This window comes from Pricia mediterranea (assembly GCF_032248455.1).
GTDB classification, from domain to species: domain Bacteria; phylum Bacteroidota; class Bacteroidia; order Flavobacteriales; family Flavobacteriaceae; genus Pricia; species Pricia mediterranea.
The window spans coordinates 2262860-2281065 of record NZ_JAVTTP010000001.1 but is presented as its reverse complement, the minus strand read 5'-3'; the positions used below and the strand labels follow the sequence as shown (position 1 = coordinate 2281065).

Here is an 18206-nt window from a genome sequence, read left to right as displayed (position 1 = left end):
GGTTTCCCTAAAAGTAATCAAAAATACCGATTTAGGATATCGGTGACCGGGGCTTTGTACGAAGCTCCGAACAAGTTCAGGTGAACCAACAGGTAATACAGTTGATAGATGTCGTTACGCTCCGCTTCCCCGCCAACCTTAGAGCCATCAGCGTAGTAGCCATCGTAAAACGATTGTCCAAAACCTCCAAAAAGACGGGTCATGGCGATATCGACTTCGTGATGCCCGTAGTACGTAGCGGGGTCGATAAGGTAGGGCGTGCCGTTCTGGGAAATCAGATAGTTGCCGCTCCAAAGGTCTCCGTGTAAAAGGGATGGTTTTACCTCCGGAAAGAGATTGCGACAGGTTTTGAGCATCTGGTCTTCGGATGGGATTTCGTTACTCCGGAGCCGCCCTCCGTTTTTGGCCAGCTTTAATTGTGGTAGCAAGCGTTCCGCAACGTAAAATTCGGACCAGTCGGTATAATTAATGTTCGATTGTGGTAGGTTGCCGATAAAGTTATCATGTTCCCACCCAAAGTTATCCCCAAAAGCTTTCGTGTGCATGGCAGCCAGTTGCTTTCCGAATCGCCGCATCTCCTTGGAGGAGGCCATTTTCGGTTCAATATATTCCAAAATCAAGATAGCGTTTTTTTCAATGACTTCACAAAGCACTACTTTGGGGGCGGCAATGGATTTCGTTTTAACAATGGCTTCCAGCCCTTTTTTCTCCGCCATGAACATGTTGTGGGCGTTATCGGCAGGGTTGAGTTTACAAAAAAGATGCTGCGTTCCGGTCTCCAGTAGAAATGCCATGGAAATATCCCCGCCAGAAACGGGCCGCACATCTTTAATCGTGGTATTTAGCAGTCGTTCTACGTCGTCTTTGATCGCATCATCCATACCGTATTCATTTACGATCCAATTGACTTTTCCAGGTGCTGTTTTGATGGGTAATTCAATCGACTTCTTCAATTATTGGCATGAGCTTTTTGGCGTAAGCCTCGGCGTACTGCTGCATCCCTAGGTCCGTAGGATGCGTACCATCGACAAAGGCATCGTTCGATAGTCCGATTTCGTCCTTGGTCAGCAGAAAAAGGTTTTTATAATCCTCTTTTTTAAGTGAGGAATAGGATTCCGACATCCAGGAATTCAAGGTTTCGTAAATCTTTCGCCGTTCTGCGTCCACCAATCCGTCGGAATATCCTGCGTGCTGCACCAATAAGATCGGAGTTTGCGGATGTTTTTCCCGAAGGGATGCAACACTTTCAATAATACGCTTTTGAATTTCTTTTTTTGTACGTTCTTCGGTAGGGGTCAAGTTGGGCAGACAATCGAGCACAAAAACCGAAGCATCGATTTCGCTGATCAGGTCGATTATCTCCGGCTCCAGACGGCCATTCCCTGAGAAACCCAAATTAACGATCGGATAGTCCAACTTTCGGGAAAGGATATTTGTCCACGCCATTCCCGGTCGCGAGGCGCACGCCCCTTGGGCGATTGAAGTACCATAGACGACCACCGGATTCTCTTGGCGTAGTGGGAGAAACCGAAACGAACTTCCATACTTAACCCCGATTTTAAGATTTTTCAGATTGTTGTAAAGGGGGAAAAAAAGCTTATGCTCGTGTGGATCATCGGAAAGTGAATCAAGACTGAAATTATACTGTACGGTCTCCTGAAAGCTTGTTTTTCCCCTCGCCCAAAGCCACTTCGAATCGGATTTGACGTAAAGATCAACTCCGCTTACTGCGGTGGCAGGCATGTGGTGCATGTCGAGATCCCCATCGACCTGATACCGGATTACGATGTGATCTGAATCCGTTTCAAAACGAACGCCCAGGCCAGCGGTGTGACCGGACAAGTTCCAAACCGCCTTGCGAACCTTGTGCTCGGCACTTGAGGGCAATCGTCCGATTCCTATATTTTGCCAACCTTGGCTTTCAAATTGTGCTACCGAATCGGTCACGGTGTACCAGATATGGCCTGGCTCTTTTTGAGCCGAAACCAAATGGCTTCCTATTACAAGCAGAAGGCTGCAATACCAGCTTTTGATAATCATGACATTTACATTTTAGGTTGTTCTACCATCATATCCATGAAACAAAACGGATGCCATTTCGTTTGACCAAAAGACGAAAGTAAGAAGGTACAAAGATAACAAAAGGCACATGGGTGTTTTTAGGCATTGGTTTGTCTTTTTGGGTGCCCCGGAAATTGCATTCGTCTTTTCTCCTTGCTCTTTCCGTCCTTTTCGCATCGGCGAGCGTTTACGATAGTCGGCGGAATTCTAAATTTATCTACAAAATTCAGGGTAGGGCCTTTTATGTATGTGGAGCACAATAAACCGAATTACGGGGGAAATCAAATTATGTACAAAAACCAATTCTACAAGTTCGCGTCGCATTAGGGATATTTTTTCTACATTCGGGAATAATTGCGTCACGCGTACCCGTAACCTTACCAGCCTATGTCACAACTCGCCTCCAACGTTTCTAAACGTCTATTTTCCCTGGATGTCTTCCGTGGGCTGACTATGTTTCTTTTGATTGCCGAGGCCGCTGGGTTCCATCATAATTTTGTCAATCTGACGGAGAACACCGCATTTCAAAGCCTGGCCCTGCAATTGGAGCATCACCCTTGGAACGGACTCCGATTCTGGGATCTGATTCAACCCTTTTTTATGTTCATTGTGGGGGTGGCCATGCCGTTTTCGTTACGCAAGCGTTTGGCCTCCGGAACCCGAAGTGCCGTCACCAGACACATCGTACGGCGCTGTTTTCTGCTGTTCGCTTTCGGGGTAATGCTGCACTGTGTATACAGTCACGCATTGGTCTGGGAGCTGTGGAATGTACTGGTACAGTTGGCCTTTACCATATTGATCGCTTATGCCATCATGCACCTGCCCAATAGAATACAAGTCGGTGTATCCATAATATTGCTGCTGCTGACCGAAATTTTGTATCGTGCCTACAATCCCGAAGCTCCCTACGCCCAAAATCACGACAGTTTCGGCGCGTATGTTGATATGTTGGTCATGGGAAAGGTGAATGACGGGTTTTGGGTGTTCGTCAATTTTATTCCGACCGCTGTACATACGATATGGGGCGTGGTCTGTGGTAAAATATTACTATCGCATGTGCCAGTACGGGAAAAGCTGAGGCCATTTCTTATTTGGGGTGCTGCCATCTTGATTTTGGGTTTTGCCATGGATTGGCTGCAGATCACTCCAATTATCAAACGCATCGCAACCTCATCGTTTACCTTGGCTTCAGGAGGTTTCGCCATTCTAACTTTGACCCTGTTCTATTGGGCCATCGATATAAAGGATAACAAACGGGCCTGGCTACGGATTTTCTCGGTGGTCGGTACGAATTCCATATTCATCTACCTGTTTGCGGAAACCGTCGGCGCGCAATGGTTCCGCGGTTTCGGAATGATTTGGACGGAGGGTCTGCTGGGGCCACTGGGGTTATCAGAACCGATAATAGCGGTGATCAACGCGCTTCTGGTACTGTACATGTTTTGGTATATCACTTATTTTTTAGATAAGCATAAGGTGTATTTCAAGGTGTGACAAATCTAGAATTATCCGCAAAAATCCAGAAACATTTATTTTAGGCAAATTAAAAAACAGTGATACGCATGAAAAACAGGATAATGATTTCGATAAAAGGAGTTGTATTTGGATTATGCCTTTTGGTTTTTCATAACTGTAATGCTCAAAAAAATGCGGGTTCAGACAAGGGATGGGTCTCGTTGTTCAACGGCAAGGATCTGGAGGGATGGACCACGAAAATCCACCATTATGAAACGGGCAATAACCACGGAGATACTTTCCGGGCGGAAGATGGCATAATCAAAGTCCGCTATGACAACTACGAGGGGGATTTCGACGACCGGTTCGGACACCTGTACTATGACACGCCCTATTCCCACTACCATTTGTCGATGGAATACCGTTTTGTGGGCGAACTCCATCCGGGAGCGCCTTCGTACACCTTGAAGAACAGCGGGGTCATGTTCCACTCCCAAGACCCACATAGTATGCCGAAGGAGCAGAATTGGCCGATTTCGGTAGAAATGCAGTTTCTGGCGGGAATCAAAGAGGGGCAAGAGCGCCCTACCGGTAATATGTGCTCTCCCGGCACTGAAATCGTATATGATGGGGACATCTATCCCGGACACTGCCTTAACTCGACGTCGGACACCTATTTTGGAGACCAATGGGTAAAGGCAGAACTGATCGTTCGGGGCGATTCACTAGTGACCCATAAGATCAACGGAAAAAAGGTACTGGAGTACACCAAGCCTCAAATCGGCGGCGGGGTAGTAGAGGGTTACGATCCCAAAGTCAAAAAAGATGGGCAGTTGCTAAAAGAAGGTTTTATAGCGCTGCAAAGTGAGGGACAGCCCATCGATTTCAAGAATATTAAAATCAAGGTTCTTGAAGAGCGCTAAGATTTGAAAACAAGGAATCAATGGAGGGGGGGCGGTCAAAAATTGCCTAATAAAAATCAGCTTAAATCCTCGGGGTATTTTCCGGCGGTGGTCCAGCCCCCGTCCACCGGAATCGTCTGCCCATTAATGTGGGAGGCTTCGTCCGAGAGTAGAAAAAGGCAGGTTCTGGCGATATCCTCTGGTTTTCCGACCCTTCCGTTGGGATTCAGTTTGCTCCAGACGCCCTCGTAATCGGGCTGTTCCTGCGAGGTTCGCTCGGTCAGAGTGGCGCCCGGTGCGATGGCATTCACGGTAATTCCATGTTGTCCCAGTTCGTAGGCGAGATTTTGTGCGAACATCCGCAAGGCGGCCTTGGTCATCCCATAGGCGGATAGCCGATGATACGCCCTGATACCGACCTGCGAGGATATTAAGATCATACGTCCGCCCTGCCCTTGACGAATCATCTGTTTGGCGGCACTTTGCGCCAGAAAAAAGGCGCCTTGTAAATTGAGGCGCATTACTTTTTGAAAGGATTCGGGAGTAAAGTCCAAAAAATCCCCGAACAGCGACATCCCCGCATTGGGCACCACGAAATCGACGCTCCCGAAATTCGTGACGGCAAAATCGACCATGCGCTCGATGGTGGGCACATCGCCTGCATCCCCGGCGAAAGCAAGGCATTTCCCCGGATTATTTACGTCGAGGAGTTTAGCCGCTTCCTCCGCCCGTGACTTGTCGAGGTCATTGAGCACCACTTGGGCACCCGCCCGTATCAGCGATTCACAGATGGCGTATCCTATGCCTTCCGCGGCACCGGTGACTATAGCGGTTTTGTTCCTTATACCCGAATATTGCATCAATTGTCCTTAAAATAGTTGATAAGGGTTCCTTTTACCGCAGGGCGGCTTATGAACAGCCCGCCGCTTGCCGGAAACTCCTGTAATTGATTCTCGGAGAGACCGCTTCTTGCCGTAGTAATGTAAAGGGTGTCCAGATTTCTTCCTCCAAAACAACACGAGGTGACGTGCGGGGCATCTACCGTTATTTTTTCAAGGAATTGGCCGGTGGCCGGATTCCAGCGGCGTACGCAACTGCCGCCCCAATGGGCAATCCAAAGCATTCCTTCGTCGTCTATCGACATACCATCGGGACTCCCATATTCTTCCGGAACCCGTATGATGGATTTTTTATTGGAAATCGAACTGTTTTCCGCATCGAAATCATAGGCACGAACCTCGTGGGTCGGAGAATCGATAAAGTAGAAAGTCTTGTTATCGGATGACCAGGCCATCCCGTTCGAAATTGATGTGCTTGCGATTTTGACCTCGACATGGAACCGCTGATCGACAAGATAGAGGTTGCCGGACTTAGGGGCAGTTTCTTTGTGCATGCTCCCGATCCAAAAGTGGCCGTTGGGTCCTACTTTACCGTCGTTGTACCTCATTTTTGAATCGTTGTTTTCCAAGACTTGGAGGGGTGTCAGTCTTTCGGTCTCTGGATCAAAAGAGGCCAAGCCCGACTCTAGGGCCAAAATCAGGTTTCCCGAGCCTGCGGGTACGGCCGCCCCCAGCATCCCGTTAAAATCCCATTGGGTATGATTTTCGCCCGAGGCCTCCGATCGGTGTAGCATTTTCCCTTCGATATCCACCCAAAATAATCGTTGCCTACGCCAATCCCATACCGGGCCTTCGCCCAGAACGGATTGTGTGTCAAAAAGAAGTTCAGATTTGTGGGATTTCAATTTGGATATAATTTAGTTGCTATTAGACATACAAAATGCTTTTGCACCGGGGAATCCATATTCTAATTTTAGAAAGCTAAAGCTAGGATTTTGTCTGATGGGACCTTGTTATACCAAAAAAATGTTATTATAGTTTCTTTTATTTCAATATTCCAAAATACTTCGCTTCATCCCCCAACAGCCCGGTTGCGGCTAGAATCGTTTCATCGTTACTTAGGTAATAATCGTACAGGCCTTCGCGGTAGAAGTACCGCTTTACGATTTCATCCTCCAGTTTTTGTTGGATTTCTTTTTGATAATCCTCCAAGGCGGATACCTTGCTTTTTTCGATATCCAACAACAGGGTCCTAAAATCGTTTTCGATGGCATCGTTAAAAATGACCTCTTCCCGGTCGGTCATGGCCTTTTTAAGCACTTTTTCGGTTTCGGTCTCATACAAGAAATCACTTTTGGAAACGTAGTTCTTAAAATCTTCGTAATCGCTTGACGAAAACCGGAAGTTGTCCAATTCCTGAATATCGTGGTTGTAGTAGTACGCGGTGGCGTAGTCGAAAATGACATGGTTGCTGAGCAGGGCGGTAGTGAGCGCGTTCGCCTTGGCCGAGGTAATCTCTATATCGGGCAAGATGCCGCCACCGTCTTGGACCTTACGGCCGTTGCGGGTGGTAAAATCGTTGTAGGATTTTTGCACGGCATTGCCCTCTTCATCGCGGTGCCAATAGTCCAACGACTGGATACACCTTCCCGAGGGGGTGTAATAGCGGCTGATGGTGACCTTAAGTTGGGTGCCGTAGGTCAGTTTCAGCGGACGCTGTACCAAACCTTTGCCGTAACTGCGCGCGCCCATAATTACGGCGCGGTCAAGATCTTGGAGTCCGCCGGAGACGATTTCGCTGGCCGACGCACTGTGTCCGTTGACTAGAACGACCAAGGGAATTTCAGTATCTACCGGTTTGTGCTTGGTTCGATATTCGCTGTTGAATTTTTTAACCTTGGATTTGGTGGTCACGATCAGTTCGCCCCTGTCCACAAAGAGATTCGTCACATTGATGGCTTCCGAGAGCAGGCCGCCGGGGTTGTCCCGCAAGTCAAGAATTATCTTTTCGGCCCCTTTTCCCTTGAGGTCGATCAATGCATCCCTGGTCTGGCCCGAGGCTTTGGCATTGAATCGCGAAAGTACGATATAGCCGGTATTGTCATCGATCATACGATAGAAGGGCACGGCATCGACCTCGACCGCCCCGCGGGTTATCGTGGTCGTCTTGGTCTCCCCCTGTCTTCGGTAGGTGACCTCGACCGAGGTATCATTGGCCCCCTTTAGGAGTTCGCTGGCATTATCCTTAAAATCGGCCACATCGATTTCGCCGATTTTTAGGATTTCATCGCCGGCCTTCAATCCCGCTTTATCGGCGGGATAATCTTTGTAGGGTTCGACAATCAGTAGTTTATGCTCTAAGGTTCGCACCAAGGCCCCGATACCGGAATATTCACCGGCGTTGTTGATGCGGTAGGTCTCCACATCCTGCTCGTTCAGGAACTTGGTGTAGGGATCTAGGTCTTCGAGCATGTTCTTGATGGCGGTATCCATCAATTGGGCGGGATTGGTCTCGTCAACATAGTTCATGTTCAGCTCCTTAAAGAGCGTGGTAAAAATCTCGATCTGTTTCGCGATTTCGAAGAAGTCGCTTTTTACGAAACTGCTTCCGCCGACAAGTAGAACTACCGCGAATATCGGGATAAGTACCCGTTTCTTAACTATATTTTTCATCTGTATGATTTTTTGTCGTAATCGGTATCGATGCGACTGCCACCTTTATTTCTTCTTATCGACTCTGTCCGAGAAACGCGCAAGCACTTTGATCATTGCATTCTCAACTTCGGGATAGGAGGGCATTTCTTTTCCAAGATATAAAAATAGAAACGCAAAACCGCCATCGCTATTGTTAAAAACCTGATGTTTGTTCAGACGATAAGCTTCCCGAAGCAACCTTTTGATGCGATTGCGTTTCACCGCACTTTTAAAGTTTCTTTTTGGTACCGCTACCCCGGCCTGTATTTTTGCGTCCTTGGGGAGTACGGTCTTCAGATAGATGAGCTTGACGGGATACTTGGAAACCGATCGGCCCTCTGCAAAAAGTAGGTCGATGAGCTTCCTGCTCTTCAGCTTTTCATTTTTGGGATAGGAGAAGTCCATGGGAAAATAGTATTACTTAAGTCCGTACCCACCGTTTAAATGCTTCTCCGATGGAAAAAGGAAAGAGCAAGGAACAAAGAAGGATACACATTTGGAAACACCTAAAAAGGTAAACCAACCCCCAAAAACAATCTCCTGTCTTTCGCTACCTTTGTTCCTCCTTCCTTTCGTCCTTTGGTCCAATGCAACAGCATCTGGAATGCTGCACAAAATAAAGGTAGAATCTTTTAAGGTGCCGGCTGCCACACATTGTCCTCTGGCTTGACATCGGCCATGAGCTGGGAGGGGTCGATGACTACCGCTTTGACGTCTTTTAGAGGCCTGTCGATTGTAAGATCATAAGTTGGGTACGCCCAAGGCCAATCCTCTAATACTGTTCGGTTTATTTGTGGATAGGGATTCTCCTTCTCACCGTGCATCATCCTAAGGGGAATATAAAAGGTTTCCTTAGTATCATCCCCATAAATAACCAGTATGTCCAAAGGCATGGGCATCGATGCTTTGCGTGCCAAGGTGATGGTGGTACCCGCGCTGTCACCGGCCACTTCTTCTATACCGTAATCGATGGTATTGGTAGTCTGCGTCCAATCCGTCAGATACCAATCGAGCTGCATGCCTGAGACCTTTTCGGCGGTTCTTTTAACATCGTTCGGTACCGGGTGCTTGAATTTGAAATCCTCATAATACTTCCGCAGGGTCTGCATTAGCTTGTCCTGACCAATAATATAGCCCAATTGCGATAGAAAGATGGCTCCTTTGCTATAGGCAGCAATGCCGTAGGCGTAGTTGACATCGTAGCGGTCGGCATGGGTGGTCTGCGGTTGTTCCAGTCCCGAATTCACCAGGCTGAAGTAGCCCTTGTAGCTGTTTTCAAACGGATTTTCCTTGCCTTGGTCCATCACCTGGTTCATGGCCAAGCTCGAGATAAAGGAAGTAAAGCCCTCGTCCATCCATTCGTGTTTGGATTCATTGGTGGCCAGCACGTGCTGAAACCAGGAGTGGGCCAGCTCATGAGCCGTGACCCCGACCAGGCTTTCGAACTTTCTATTGCCGGTAATCAACGTGCCCATGGCATATTCCATTCCGCCGTCCCCGCCTTGGATCACGGAATACTGATCGTACGGATATTCCCCGATGTTCTTATTGAAAAACTGCATCAGGTCCGCGGTCTTCGGTTGTAAATTTTTCCAATTTTCCAAGATTTCCTTGTCATCCTTATAGAGAAAATGCAGCGTGGGCCCATTCTCCATCTGTAGAGTATCGTGCAAGTAGTCAGGGTCGGCGGCCCACATAAAGTCGTGTACCATGGGTGCCTTGAAATGCCAGGTCAAGGTTTTTCCTTTGGGACGCTTTACTTTCGTGTTCGGGGCTTCGTATCCATGGCCAATTTCCTGAGGGTTCTGTAGGTAGCCGCTTCCGCCTACAACATAATTCTTATCAAGGGTCAATTTCACATCGAAATCGCCCCAGACACCGTGGAATTCCCGGGCGATATAGGGATCGGCGTGCCATCCCTCAAAATCGTATTCCGCCAATTTCGGATACCATTGGCTCATGGAGAGCGCGACGCCTTCTTTACTGTTTCGTCCTGCCCGACGTATCTGAAGGGGCACCTGCCCGCGGAACTCCATATCGAAGGTTGTCTTTCCTCCGGGCGCCAAAGGGTTGGCCAAATTGACCGTTAGAACGGTGCCTTCTTCGTTAAAATCCACTTTCTGGTGGTCTTGTGACAAAGACGAAATTCGTAGGTAGCCGATTTCATCTTCCGAGAGGGAGGCAATCCTGCTTTTTCCTTCCTCGGTCAGCATACGTTTATCGCCATCCTTGATGTTCTGTAGGCGGACATCCATTTCACTGCCCGGTTGAAAGGCATTAAAGTAGAGATGGTAGAAAACCCGGTTTAGGGTGTCCGGGGAATTATTGGTATAGACCAATTTTTGGGTGCCCGTATATTGGTAGTTTTCCACATTCATATTGACCTCCATCGTGTAATCGACGTGTTGTTGCCAATACGAGGTGTTGTTTTGGGCGAAGCCTACGGCCGAAAGCCCTATTAAAACTGATAAAAATTTTAAAACTTTCATTTTAATTGTCTATGTTTTTCAAGTAGTTAGCGCTTGGTCGCCAATACCGGGCCCTTCGAATCCTTACGGGAGGCGGCATAAGTGAACCAACAAAATCAAAAAGGAACCGGATCGGCAGGTTTTTCCGGCCGTAGGTAAGGGTATCGGGTTTTTGCCCTAAGTTACCAGCCTTTCCGTACAGATTACCGCATTCGGAGTAATTATAGGGTAATCTCTCCCGCTGCGACCCTGCTTGCCATAATCAAGGCGTTATAGGCATTTGCGATTCTACCTGATTTCGAAACCTGATCCAATGTCGCCGTCTTGGAGGTGTCGCCACCCAGAACGACCTTCGCCTGGGGCGCAAGACCCGACTCCAAAATGATGTGCTTCACCTGTGCCGCGGTCAATTTTGGATAATAGGACCGTACCAGGGCCGCAACGCCGGCTACCGCAGGTGCGGCCATCGACGTGCCGCCGCTGAAGGCGTATTCATCACCGGGCATGGCGGAATAGATTTCCCCGCCCGGAGCGAAGATATCGACGTTTCGATTTCCATAATTGGAAAAAGCGGCCACCATTTCAGACCCGTAGTTCGGGGCGAGGGCGCCTACTTCGATAACGTTGTCTGCAATCTCGGTGTCGGAATTTTCATTGTCGTTCGGATAATTGTAGTTGCCGGGGCTGTCGAGATCAATGCCATCATTGCCCGCGGCATGTACGATCAGTACGTCGTTGTCCGCCGCATACTTGATGGCCTCGTACACCCATTCCGCATTGGGAGAGAAGGCCTTTCCAAAACTTCCGTTAATAATTTTAGCACCGTTGTCGACCGCATAGCGAATACCCAGCGCGATATCCTTGTCATATTCATCCCCATTGGGAACGGCGCGTATGGCCATGATCTCGACATTATTGGCTACCCCGTCCATGCCCTTGCCATTTCCGCGTTCGGCGGCAATAATACCCGCTACATGGGTGCCGTGACTCTCTCCTTCGACCCGGTTCTGTGGATTTCCGTCACCGTAACCTAAGCTTTCAATTTCGTAAGGGTCGTCCCCGACGATTTTGCGTCCATCGAAATCGACGTTATAGTTGTAGTCGATCTGATCGCTAAAATGCTCGATTCCCTTGTCCAATTGTTCCAATACTTCCTCGATACTGTCTTCGAAGCTCAGCATTTGGGTCAGGATGCCAACGCTCTGCTGCATCGCCGCATCGTCTGCCTGTATGCCCGCCAAGTCTTCCTGAGTATAGCTCTCCTTGCCAAGTTCCTGCTTTACCGCGGCATCCGCGGCCTTGACCGCCTGTTGCATCTGCTGGTACCGCTGTTTCTGCTGCTGTGCCTCCGCGAGTTCTTTCTCGACAAGGGCCTTGGCCTTGGCCTGTGTGGCCGCGTCGCCCAGTCCGAGTTTCACGATACGGGCGGCCTCGAGCTGTTCGTCGTACGAATCGCCCAAAAAGTTGTATCCGTGTATATCGTCTACATACCCATTGTTGTCGTCATCTTTGCTGTTACCGGGCTTTTCACCTTTGTTCGTCCAGAGTACGTTCTTGAGATCTTCATGCTTTAGGTCGATACCGGAATCCAGCACCGCCACGATGACCTTATCTCCTTTTTTGTTCTTGATGATTTCGGCATAGGCCTTGTCAACGCTCATCCCGGGAATCGTATCGGTTACAAGGTCGAGATGGCCCCAGTGTTTTTTTTCGGCCTCGGTCATATCGGTCACCTTGAGCGGGGTGCTGTCGATGTTTTCGATGGGGGTGGAGACCAGTGCGGTCGCACCGCAGCCCATTAGCAAAATGGAGGCCGAAAGGCTTAGGAGGAATTTTGGAATCAGTCGTATCATAAAAGTAAATTGCTATTAAAGTGGATATTGGATAGACTATGGGGCATCATTTTTCGGGTGCTATCACAGCCTAGATTTTCACAGTGGGCAAGTTACAAATTCCTTGCCATTTTGAAAGGGTATGAGGGATGGCGATATCAGGGAAGGGCAAAAACGGTACTATTTGGCTTAAGCTTAACAGGTGCTACCCAAAAACTTCATCGAAGTGGTACACTTGATCCAGCCGTACCCCTTTTTCGGTCGCTATGACGGTACAGACCTCGTTATGGGCATCATGCTCCAAAAACAGATAATAGCCTTTTTCGGCCGCTTCGTTCAAAAAATGGGATTTTTCCTTGAGGGTCAACAACGGGCGGGTATCGAATCCCATAACATAGGGTAGGGGAATATGGCCCACGGTGGGAAGCAGGTCGGCCACGAACACCAGTTGCTTTCCTTTGTATTCGATATGGGGCAACATTTGCTTGTCGGTATGCCCGTCAACAAATCGGATGCCAAAGCCCAGTTCCGAATTTTCCAAAAAGGAAGGGGCTTCGTCCTGCCGTTTGGCCGTTCTGCCTGCACGGGAAGTCGGGCTATCTTCAGGCGGGCGGGATTCGGCCGTTTGATCAATAGGCTTGCTGTCGGAAGCATCGCGATCTGAACCGATAAACCGCAATTTTCCGCTATCCTGCATCGGCAACAGGTTTTCCTTCAAAAATGACGCCTTTTCGCGGGCATTCGGATGGATGGCCCAATCCCAGTGGTCCTGGTTCGTCCAAAAAACGGCGTTCTTAAAGGCAGGTTCGTAGCCCGTACGGTCTTTGTTCCATTGAATGCACCCCCCGCAGTGGTCGAAATGTAGATGGGTCAGGAACACGTCGGTAATATCGTCGCGGTGAAAGCCGTGTTCGGCCAGGGAAACATCCAGGGAAAAATCGCCCCAGGGGTAATAATAGCCGAAAAACTTATCGGATTGCTTGTCTCCCATGCCGGTGTCAATCAAAGCCAACCGGTCGCCGTCCTCGATGAGCAGGCACCGCGCCGCCATGTCGATCATGTTGTTGGCATCGGCGGGATTCGTTCGTTGCCATAGACTTTTGGGCACCACCCCGAACATAGCGCCGCCATCGAGCTTAAAGTTTCCGGTTTGTATGGGGTATAGGGTCATAATATATGATATGAATCCGCAAATTAAGAAAACTATATTTGAATTTTCGATGAGCATCTTTCTTATGGATGATACTACGCCCGTAGCATCCTTCCGCCCGTACCCCTCCGTTCCCTATCATAAAGAATCTTTTCTTTCGTCACATCCGAACCTGTCTTGGCACCGGACGCGGTTCAGGCATTCTTTTAGTTCGGATAGGCGCTTCATTTCAGAGGGTATTCGGTGCGAACCTCAACTTGTCAAAAAATTGTTCATTAAACAGTAATTTTGTCCTCAGGAATTCAGCGGTATCGCTATTTTGAAATAAAAAGAGTATTTTTCGAAAAAATTCGCTTTTATGGTTGAACTGGCCGGAATTGTCATCCTTGGAATAATCGCTCAATGGGTCGCTTGGCGGTTTAAGTTACCGGCTATCCTACCCTTGATACTTATAGGACTTTTGGTAGGGCCCATCGCCACCATCTTTACCGAAGATGGAACCAAGTTGATAGAACCGGTGTGGAACGGTGCAAAAGGACTTTTTCCCGGGGAAAGTCTCTATTACTTTGTTTCTTTAGCGATCGGTGTTATTCTTTTTGAAGGGGGGCTTACACTCCGGCGCGGCGATATTGCGAACATCGGGCCGGTCATTACCAAATTGATTACTATAGGTAGTATTGTAACGTTCTTGTGTGCCGGTATTGCGGCCCACTTTATTTTTGACCTCAGTTGGCAGATTTCCTTCCTTTTTTCGGCGCTTATCATCGTTACGGGCCCAACGGTTATTACGCCCATTCTAAGAAATATTCCTTTAAAAAAAGATGTTTCGGCCGTTTTAAGGTGGGAAGGGATACTGATAGATCCGCTCGGTGCCCTAGTAGCCGTTTTGGTTTTTGAGTTTATCAGTGTTGGCGAGGGGCAGGCCTACACTAAGACCGCATTTATTGACTTCGGAAAAATCTTACTTTTCGGGTTTGCTTTCGGTTTTACGTTCGCACATGCAATGATGCTGTCGATAAAGAACAAATTAATTCCCCATTATTTGATGAACGTGGTGTCCCTTTCCGCCGTGTTGCTGGTGTTTGTGATTTCAGATGCCTTCGCTCACGAATCGGGACTTTTGGCGGTAGTAATCATGGGAATGGTGATGGGCAACTCGAATTTGCCCAATCTGAAGGAACTACTGTACTTTAAGGAGTCTTTAAGTGTTTTACTCGTTTCCATTCTGTTTATCCTTTTGGCCGCTAACATTAATTTAGAGGACCTGGAACTGATCTATAATTGGAACACGGTGATCCTTTTTCTTATCATTGTCTTTATCGTTCGGCCTTTGGGCGTATTTCTTAGCACATATGGTTCAAAACTGAAATTGAACGAAAAACTTTTTGTGGGATGGGTCGGCCCCAGAGGAATCGTAGCGGCCGGTATTGCATCGCTTTTCGGATCAAAACTCATTCAAAAGGGGGTGCCGGGAGCGGAATACATCACTCCGCTGGTCTTTATGATTGTGCTGGGTACCGTACTATTGAACGCTACAACAGCACGGGTTTTTGCAAAAATGGTTGGCGTGTTTTTGACGAAATCCGAGGGGATATTGATTCTTGGGGCTTCGAAGGCATCGCGGTTGATTGCGGACTACATCCACAGAAACAACCGTCACGTGGTGCTGATCGACAACAACCAGAACAACGTTAGCAAAGCAAAAAAATTGGGATTGGAAGCCTTGACCGCGAACATCTACTCCGATACCTTGACCGACAACATTGAATTGAACGACATCGGTTATTTGATGGCCTTGACCGGAAACTCCGATATCAACGAATACGCTATCGAGAAGTTTGGTAAGGAGTTTGGCGAAAACGGATCTTTCAGGCTGGTGAATGCGGACGAAATGAACGACCCCAAGAAAAGTCCGAAGAAAGGCCTCTTCTCCCACACCGACGATTTTATAAAAATGACGGAGACCGCCAGAAAGTATCCTGCGATGCACGAAATAGAACTGAAGGACGAAGAGCATTACGAAGGGCTGATCGAAATGATAAAGGCCGAGAACTACACTATCCCCATCCTTTTAAAAAAGCCTGACGGCGACTTGACCATTATCTCATCGTATAGTACCGATTTCCATGATATTACCGAGGGCTATAAGTTGGTCTATTTGGGCAAGACGATCGACGTCGAAAAAACCATTGATGAAGAAGAGGAGGCCGGGCCTGATGAAGAGGAAATGCTAGATGAAGATACCGTGGAAGGCGACCTCAATGAAACTGGAGAAGTCGATAAGCTCGATTAGATCTTTAGGTGGATTTATGAGAAATCTAACTCCTAGGGAGTCTAAACATGACTTTTTAAGGTCAACCCGAAAAAGGAAGCGCCTGCCTCACTCTTACCGAAATAGCATCGTGTTCGATGATACACTCTTTTTCCGAGGCCATTCTAAAAAAGTGTATGGAAGATTCGCGTTTGATTTTATTGATCAATAGTGTTTTATCGACTTCCCCGCTCTCTTGTTGCCAGATGAAAACCGAATGCTGCTCAACGTTTACTTGATCGTGTTTGGCCGTAAAATGTGCGATGTAGGTCGTCATGATCTGGGGAACTAAATTCAACAATAAATAGGATTGGACAAGTACCAGATTAAAACAGCGTCCCGCTTAGAAAATTGTTCTTATAAGTGTTAATTGTAGGAAAAGTTATAAACAATAATCCCTTCTTATACTATTACAGTTTCGTTGAGACCCACAACAGTATGCAGCTTATTTGGCAATAGGTTAAACGATTGGCATTGAGGTTTGTAGATTTGTCGAACAAGACGGATTTCAAAATTTATCGTAAAAAAATTTTAATTTATGGCCTCGGCCGGTACGGTCGTATTTACTGACTGTTCTTAGGGCGATGGCGACCAGCACACTATTATAGGCATGGGGGTCTGGTCTCTTAGTCAAGGATGTCTGTAAATAGCGGTCCCGAACAGCCTATTAATCGTTGAGCTTTAACACTGCCATAAACGCCTGCTGCGGAATTTCTACGTTTCCGACCTGTCGCATTCGTTTCTTCCCTTTTTTCTGCTTTTCGAGCAGCTTTCGTTTACGGGAAATATCGCCACCATAACATTTGGCGGTGACGTCTTTTCTCAAGGCCTTAATGGTCTCTCGGGCGATAATTTTGGCGCCGATAGCGGCCTGGATCGGAATATCAAACTGTTGCCGGGGGATAAGTTCCTTTAGTTTTTCGCACATACGTTTGCCGATATCGTAGGCGTTGTCAAAATGCACCAAAGCGGACAACGCATCTACGGGCTGAGCGTTCAAAAGGATGTCTACCCGCACCAATTTTGAAGTTCGCATCCCAATGGGCGCATAGTCGAAAGAGGCGTATCCTTTGGAAATGGTCTTGAGCCGGTCGTAGAAATCAAATACGATTTCGGCCAAGGGCATGTCGAAGGTGAGCTCTACCCGTTCCGTAGTGAGATAGGTCTGGTTGGTGATCATGCCGCGTTTTTCGATGCACAGTCCCATAACATTGCCCACAAAGTCCGCCTTGGTGATAATGGTGGCCTTGATGTAGGGCTCTTCGATGTGGTCTATGGTCGAGGGATCTGGCAGGTCGGAAGGGTTGTTCACTATAATCGGTGCTTCCGGATCTTTGGTGGTAAAGGCGTGATAGCTGACGTTGGGCACGGTGGTGATAACGGTCATATCGAACTCCCGTTCCAAGCGCTCCTGTATGATTTCCATATGCAACATCCCAAGAAACCCACAGCGGAAACCAAAACCTAGGGCGGCACTGCTCTCCGGCTGAAAGACCAACGAGGCGTCGTTGAGCTGCAGTTTTTCCATGGAGGCGCGCAATTCTTCGAAATCTTCGGTATCTACGGGGTAAATGCCCGCGAATACCATCGGCTTGACATCCTCGAACCCCCCAATCGGATTTTTGGTAGGGTTCTCGGCATCGGTCACGGTATCGCCCACTTTCACCTCCCGGGCATCCTTAATACCCGTAATAAGATAACCGACATCGCCCGTTCTTATCGTTTGCTTCGGCAGTCGTTTGAATTTCAGGGTTCCGATTTCGTCAGCATAATAATCTTCTCCGGTAGCCACGAACTTGATTTTCTGCCCCTTTTTTATTTCGCCGTTGATAACCCTAAAATAGGTCTCAACCCCACGAAACTGATTGTAAACGGAATCAAATACCAAAGCCTGCAATGACTCGTCTGGATTGCCCTTGGGCGCGGGAATCCGTTCGATAATGGCCGTCAGGATTTCTTCGATACCTATACCGGTCTTGGCACTAGCGGGGATGACTTCCTCTGGCTTACACCCCAAAAGATCGACGATATCATCGGTTACTTCCTCGGGATTGGCACTGGGCAAATCTACCTTGTTCAGAACCGGAATAATTTCCAGGTCGTTCTCCAAGGCAAGATATAGGTTCGAAATGGTCTGCGCCTGAATGCTCTGGGCGGCATCGACAACTAATAATGCGCCTTCGCAAGCGGCAATGGACCTGGAGACCTCGTACGAAAAATCGACGTGCCCCGGCGTGTCGATAAGGTTCAGCACAAAGGGCTCGCCATTGTGCAGGTAATCCATCTGTATCGCGTGACTTTTAATAGTTATACCGCGTTCGCGCTCAAGATCCATACTGTCCAACAGCTGCTCTTTCTTTTCCCGGGCCGTAACGGAGCCGGTAAAATCCAACAGACGGTCGGCCAAGGTGCTTTTGCCGTGGTCGATATGGGCGATGATACAGAAATTACGGATATTCTTCATGGAGGTGCGAACTGCGTTTGAGCCTGCAAA

At 48.1% G+C, this 18206-nt stretch carries 14 protein-coding genes; 3 read left to right on the top strand and 11 right to left on the bottom strand.

What is annotated here, in order from left to right; all coding sequences use genetic code 11:
• Nucleotides 1–17 precede the first annotated feature (17 nt).
• Together RQM65_RS09430 and RQM65_RS09425 are read right to left on the bottom strand one after the other, a co-directional pair.
• Nucleotides 18–953, bottom strand: a complete 936-nt coding sequence (locus RQM65_RS09430) for a fructosamine kinase family protein (RefSeq protein ID WP_314014460.1) — start codon at nt 951–953, stop codon at nt 18–20.
• Entirely contained in the window at nt 937–2040 is a 1104-nt protein-coding gene (locus RQM65_RS09425) for an SGNH/GDSL hydrolase family protein (protein ID WP_314014458.1), read from the bottom strand. Before RQM65_RS09425 ends, RQM65_RS09430 begins: the two co-directional genes overlap by 17 nt.
• A 408-nt stretch (nt 2041–2448) precedes the next feature.
• Between RQM65_RS09425 and RQM65_RS09420 the strand changes: the two genes are divergently transcribed.
• Complete coding sequence (locus tag RQM65_RS09420) at nt 2449–3555, top strand: acyltransferase family protein (protein ID WP_314014456.1); 1107 nt, start codon at nt 2449–2451, stop codon at nt 3553–3555.
• A gap of 68 nt (nt 3556–3623) precedes the next feature.
• Nucleotides 3624–4439, top strand: coding sequence for a 3-keto-disaccharide hydrolase (locus tag RQM65_RS09415; RefSeq protein WP_314014455.1), 816 nt, complete (start codon nt 3624–3626; stop codon nt 4437–4439).
• A 56-nt stretch (nt 4440–4495) separates the two neighbouring features.
• On the opposite strand, the gene RQM65_RS09410 is transcribed toward RQM65_RS09415, so the two are convergent.
• The 7 genes from RQM65_RS09410 to RQM65_RS09380 form a co-directional block, all read right to left on the bottom strand.
• Complete coding sequence (locus RQM65_RS09410; RefSeq protein ID WP_314014454.1) at nt 4496–5278, bottom strand: SDR family NAD(P)-dependent oxidoreductase; 783 nt, start codon at nt 5276–5278, stop codon at nt 4496–4498.
• Entirely contained in the window at nt 5278–6162 is an 885-nt protein-coding gene (locus tag RQM65_RS09405) for an SMP-30/gluconolactonase/LRE family protein (protein ID WP_314014452.1), read from the bottom strand. Before RQM65_RS09405 ends, RQM65_RS09410 begins: the two co-directional genes overlap by 1 nt.
• 139 nt (nt 6163–6301) lie before the next feature.
• Nucleotides 6302–7930 (bottom strand): S41 family peptidase, encoded by a 1629-nt coding sequence (locus RQM65_RS09400; protein ID WP_314014450.1) that lies wholly within the window; start codon nt 7928–7930, stop codon nt 6302–6304.
• 45 nt (nt 7931–7975) lie between these two features.
• The gene (gene rnpA, locus RQM65_RS09395) at nt 7976–8356 is read right to left on the bottom strand and encodes a ribonuclease P protein component (RefSeq protein WP_314014448.1); all 381 of its coding nucleotides are present in this window, start codon (nt 8354–8356) and stop codon (nt 7976–7978) included.
• 227 nt (nt 8357–8583) lie between these two features.
• Complete coding sequence (locus tag RQM65_RS09390; protein WP_314014447.1) at nt 8584–10440, bottom strand: M1 family metallopeptidase; 1857 nt, start codon at nt 10438–10440, stop codon at nt 8584–8586.
• 200 nt (nt 10441–10640) lie between these two features.
• A complete protein-coding gene (locus tag RQM65_RS09385) occupies nt 10641–12272 on the bottom strand; it encodes a S8 family peptidase (protein ID WP_314014445.1) in 1632 nt (543 codons plus the stop codon).
• A gap of 184 nt (nt 12273–12456) precedes the next feature.
• A complete protein-coding gene (locus RQM65_RS09380) occupies nt 12457–13422 on the bottom strand; it encodes an MBL fold metallo-hydrolase (protein ID WP_314014443.1) in 966 nt (321 codons plus the stop codon).
• 337 nt (nt 13423–13759) lie between these two features.
• Here RQM65_RS09380 and RQM65_RS09375 point away from each other — a divergent pair, with 337 nt between their 5' ends.
• Nucleotides 13760–15694, top strand: coding sequence for a cation:proton antiporter (locus RQM65_RS09375; RefSeq protein WP_314014441.1), 1935 nt, complete (start codon nt 13760–13762; stop codon nt 15692–15694).
• Between the two features lie 61 nt (nt 15695–15755).
• Here the strand turns inward: RQM65_RS09375 and RQM65_RS09370 are convergent, their stop codons facing one another.
• Nucleotides 15756–16010: a GTP-binding protein LepA gene (locus tag RQM65_RS09370; RefSeq protein WP_314014439.1), complete on the bottom strand. Its 255-nt coding sequence runs from the start codon at nt 16008–16010 to the stop codon at nt 15756–15758.
• Between the two features lie 369 nt (nt 16011–16379).
• A complete protein-coding gene (gene lepA, locus RQM65_RS09365) occupies nt 16380–18176 on the bottom strand; it encodes a translation elongation factor 4 (protein ID WP_314014437.1) in 1797 nt (598 codons plus the stop codon).
• Between the last annotated feature and the right edge of the window lie 30 nt (nt 18177–18206).

Coding starts and splice junctions, on each gene's coding strand:
- RQM65_RS09410 (WP_314014454.1), bottom strand. CDS start 5,278: ATGCAATATTCGGGTATAAGGAACAAAACCGCTATAGTCACCGGTGCC.
- RQM65_RS09425 (WP_314014458.1), bottom strand. CDS start 2,040: ATGATTATCAAAAGCTGGTATTGCAGCCTTCTGCTTGTAATAGGAAGC.
- RQM65_RS09375 (WP_314014441.1), top strand. CDS start 13,760: ATGGTTGAACTGGCCGGAATTGTCATCCTTGGAATAATCGCTCAATGG.
- RQM65_RS09385 (WP_314014445.1), bottom strand. CDS start 12,272: ATGATACGACTGATTCCAAAATTCCTCCTAAGCCTTTCGGCCTCCATT.
- RQM65_RS09380 (WP_314014443.1), bottom strand. CDS start 13,422: ATGACCCTATACCCCATACAAACCGGAAACTTTAAGCTCGATGGCGGC.
- RQM65_RS09400 (WP_314014450.1), bottom strand. CDS start 7,930: ATGAAAAATATAGTTAAGAAACGGGTACTTATCCCGATATTCGCGGTA.
- RQM65_RS09415 (WP_314014455.1), top strand. CDS start 3,624: ATGAAAAACAGGATAATGATTTCGATAAAAGGAGTTGTATTTGGATTA.
- RQM65_RS09420 (WP_314014456.1), top strand. CDS start 2,449: ATGTCACAACTCGCCTCCAACGTTTCTAAACGTCTATTTTCCCTGGAT.
- RQM65_RS09390 (WP_314014447.1), bottom strand. CDS start 10,440: ATGAAAGTTTTAAAATTTTTATCAGTTTTAATAGGGCTTTCGGCCGTA.
- lepA (WP_314014437.1), bottom strand. CDS start 18,176: ATGAAGAATATCCGTAATTTCTGTATCATCGCCCATATCGACCACGGC.
- rnpA (WP_314014448.1), bottom strand. CDS start 8,356: ATGGACTTCTCCTATCCCAAAAATGAAAAGCTGAAGAGCAGGAAGCTC.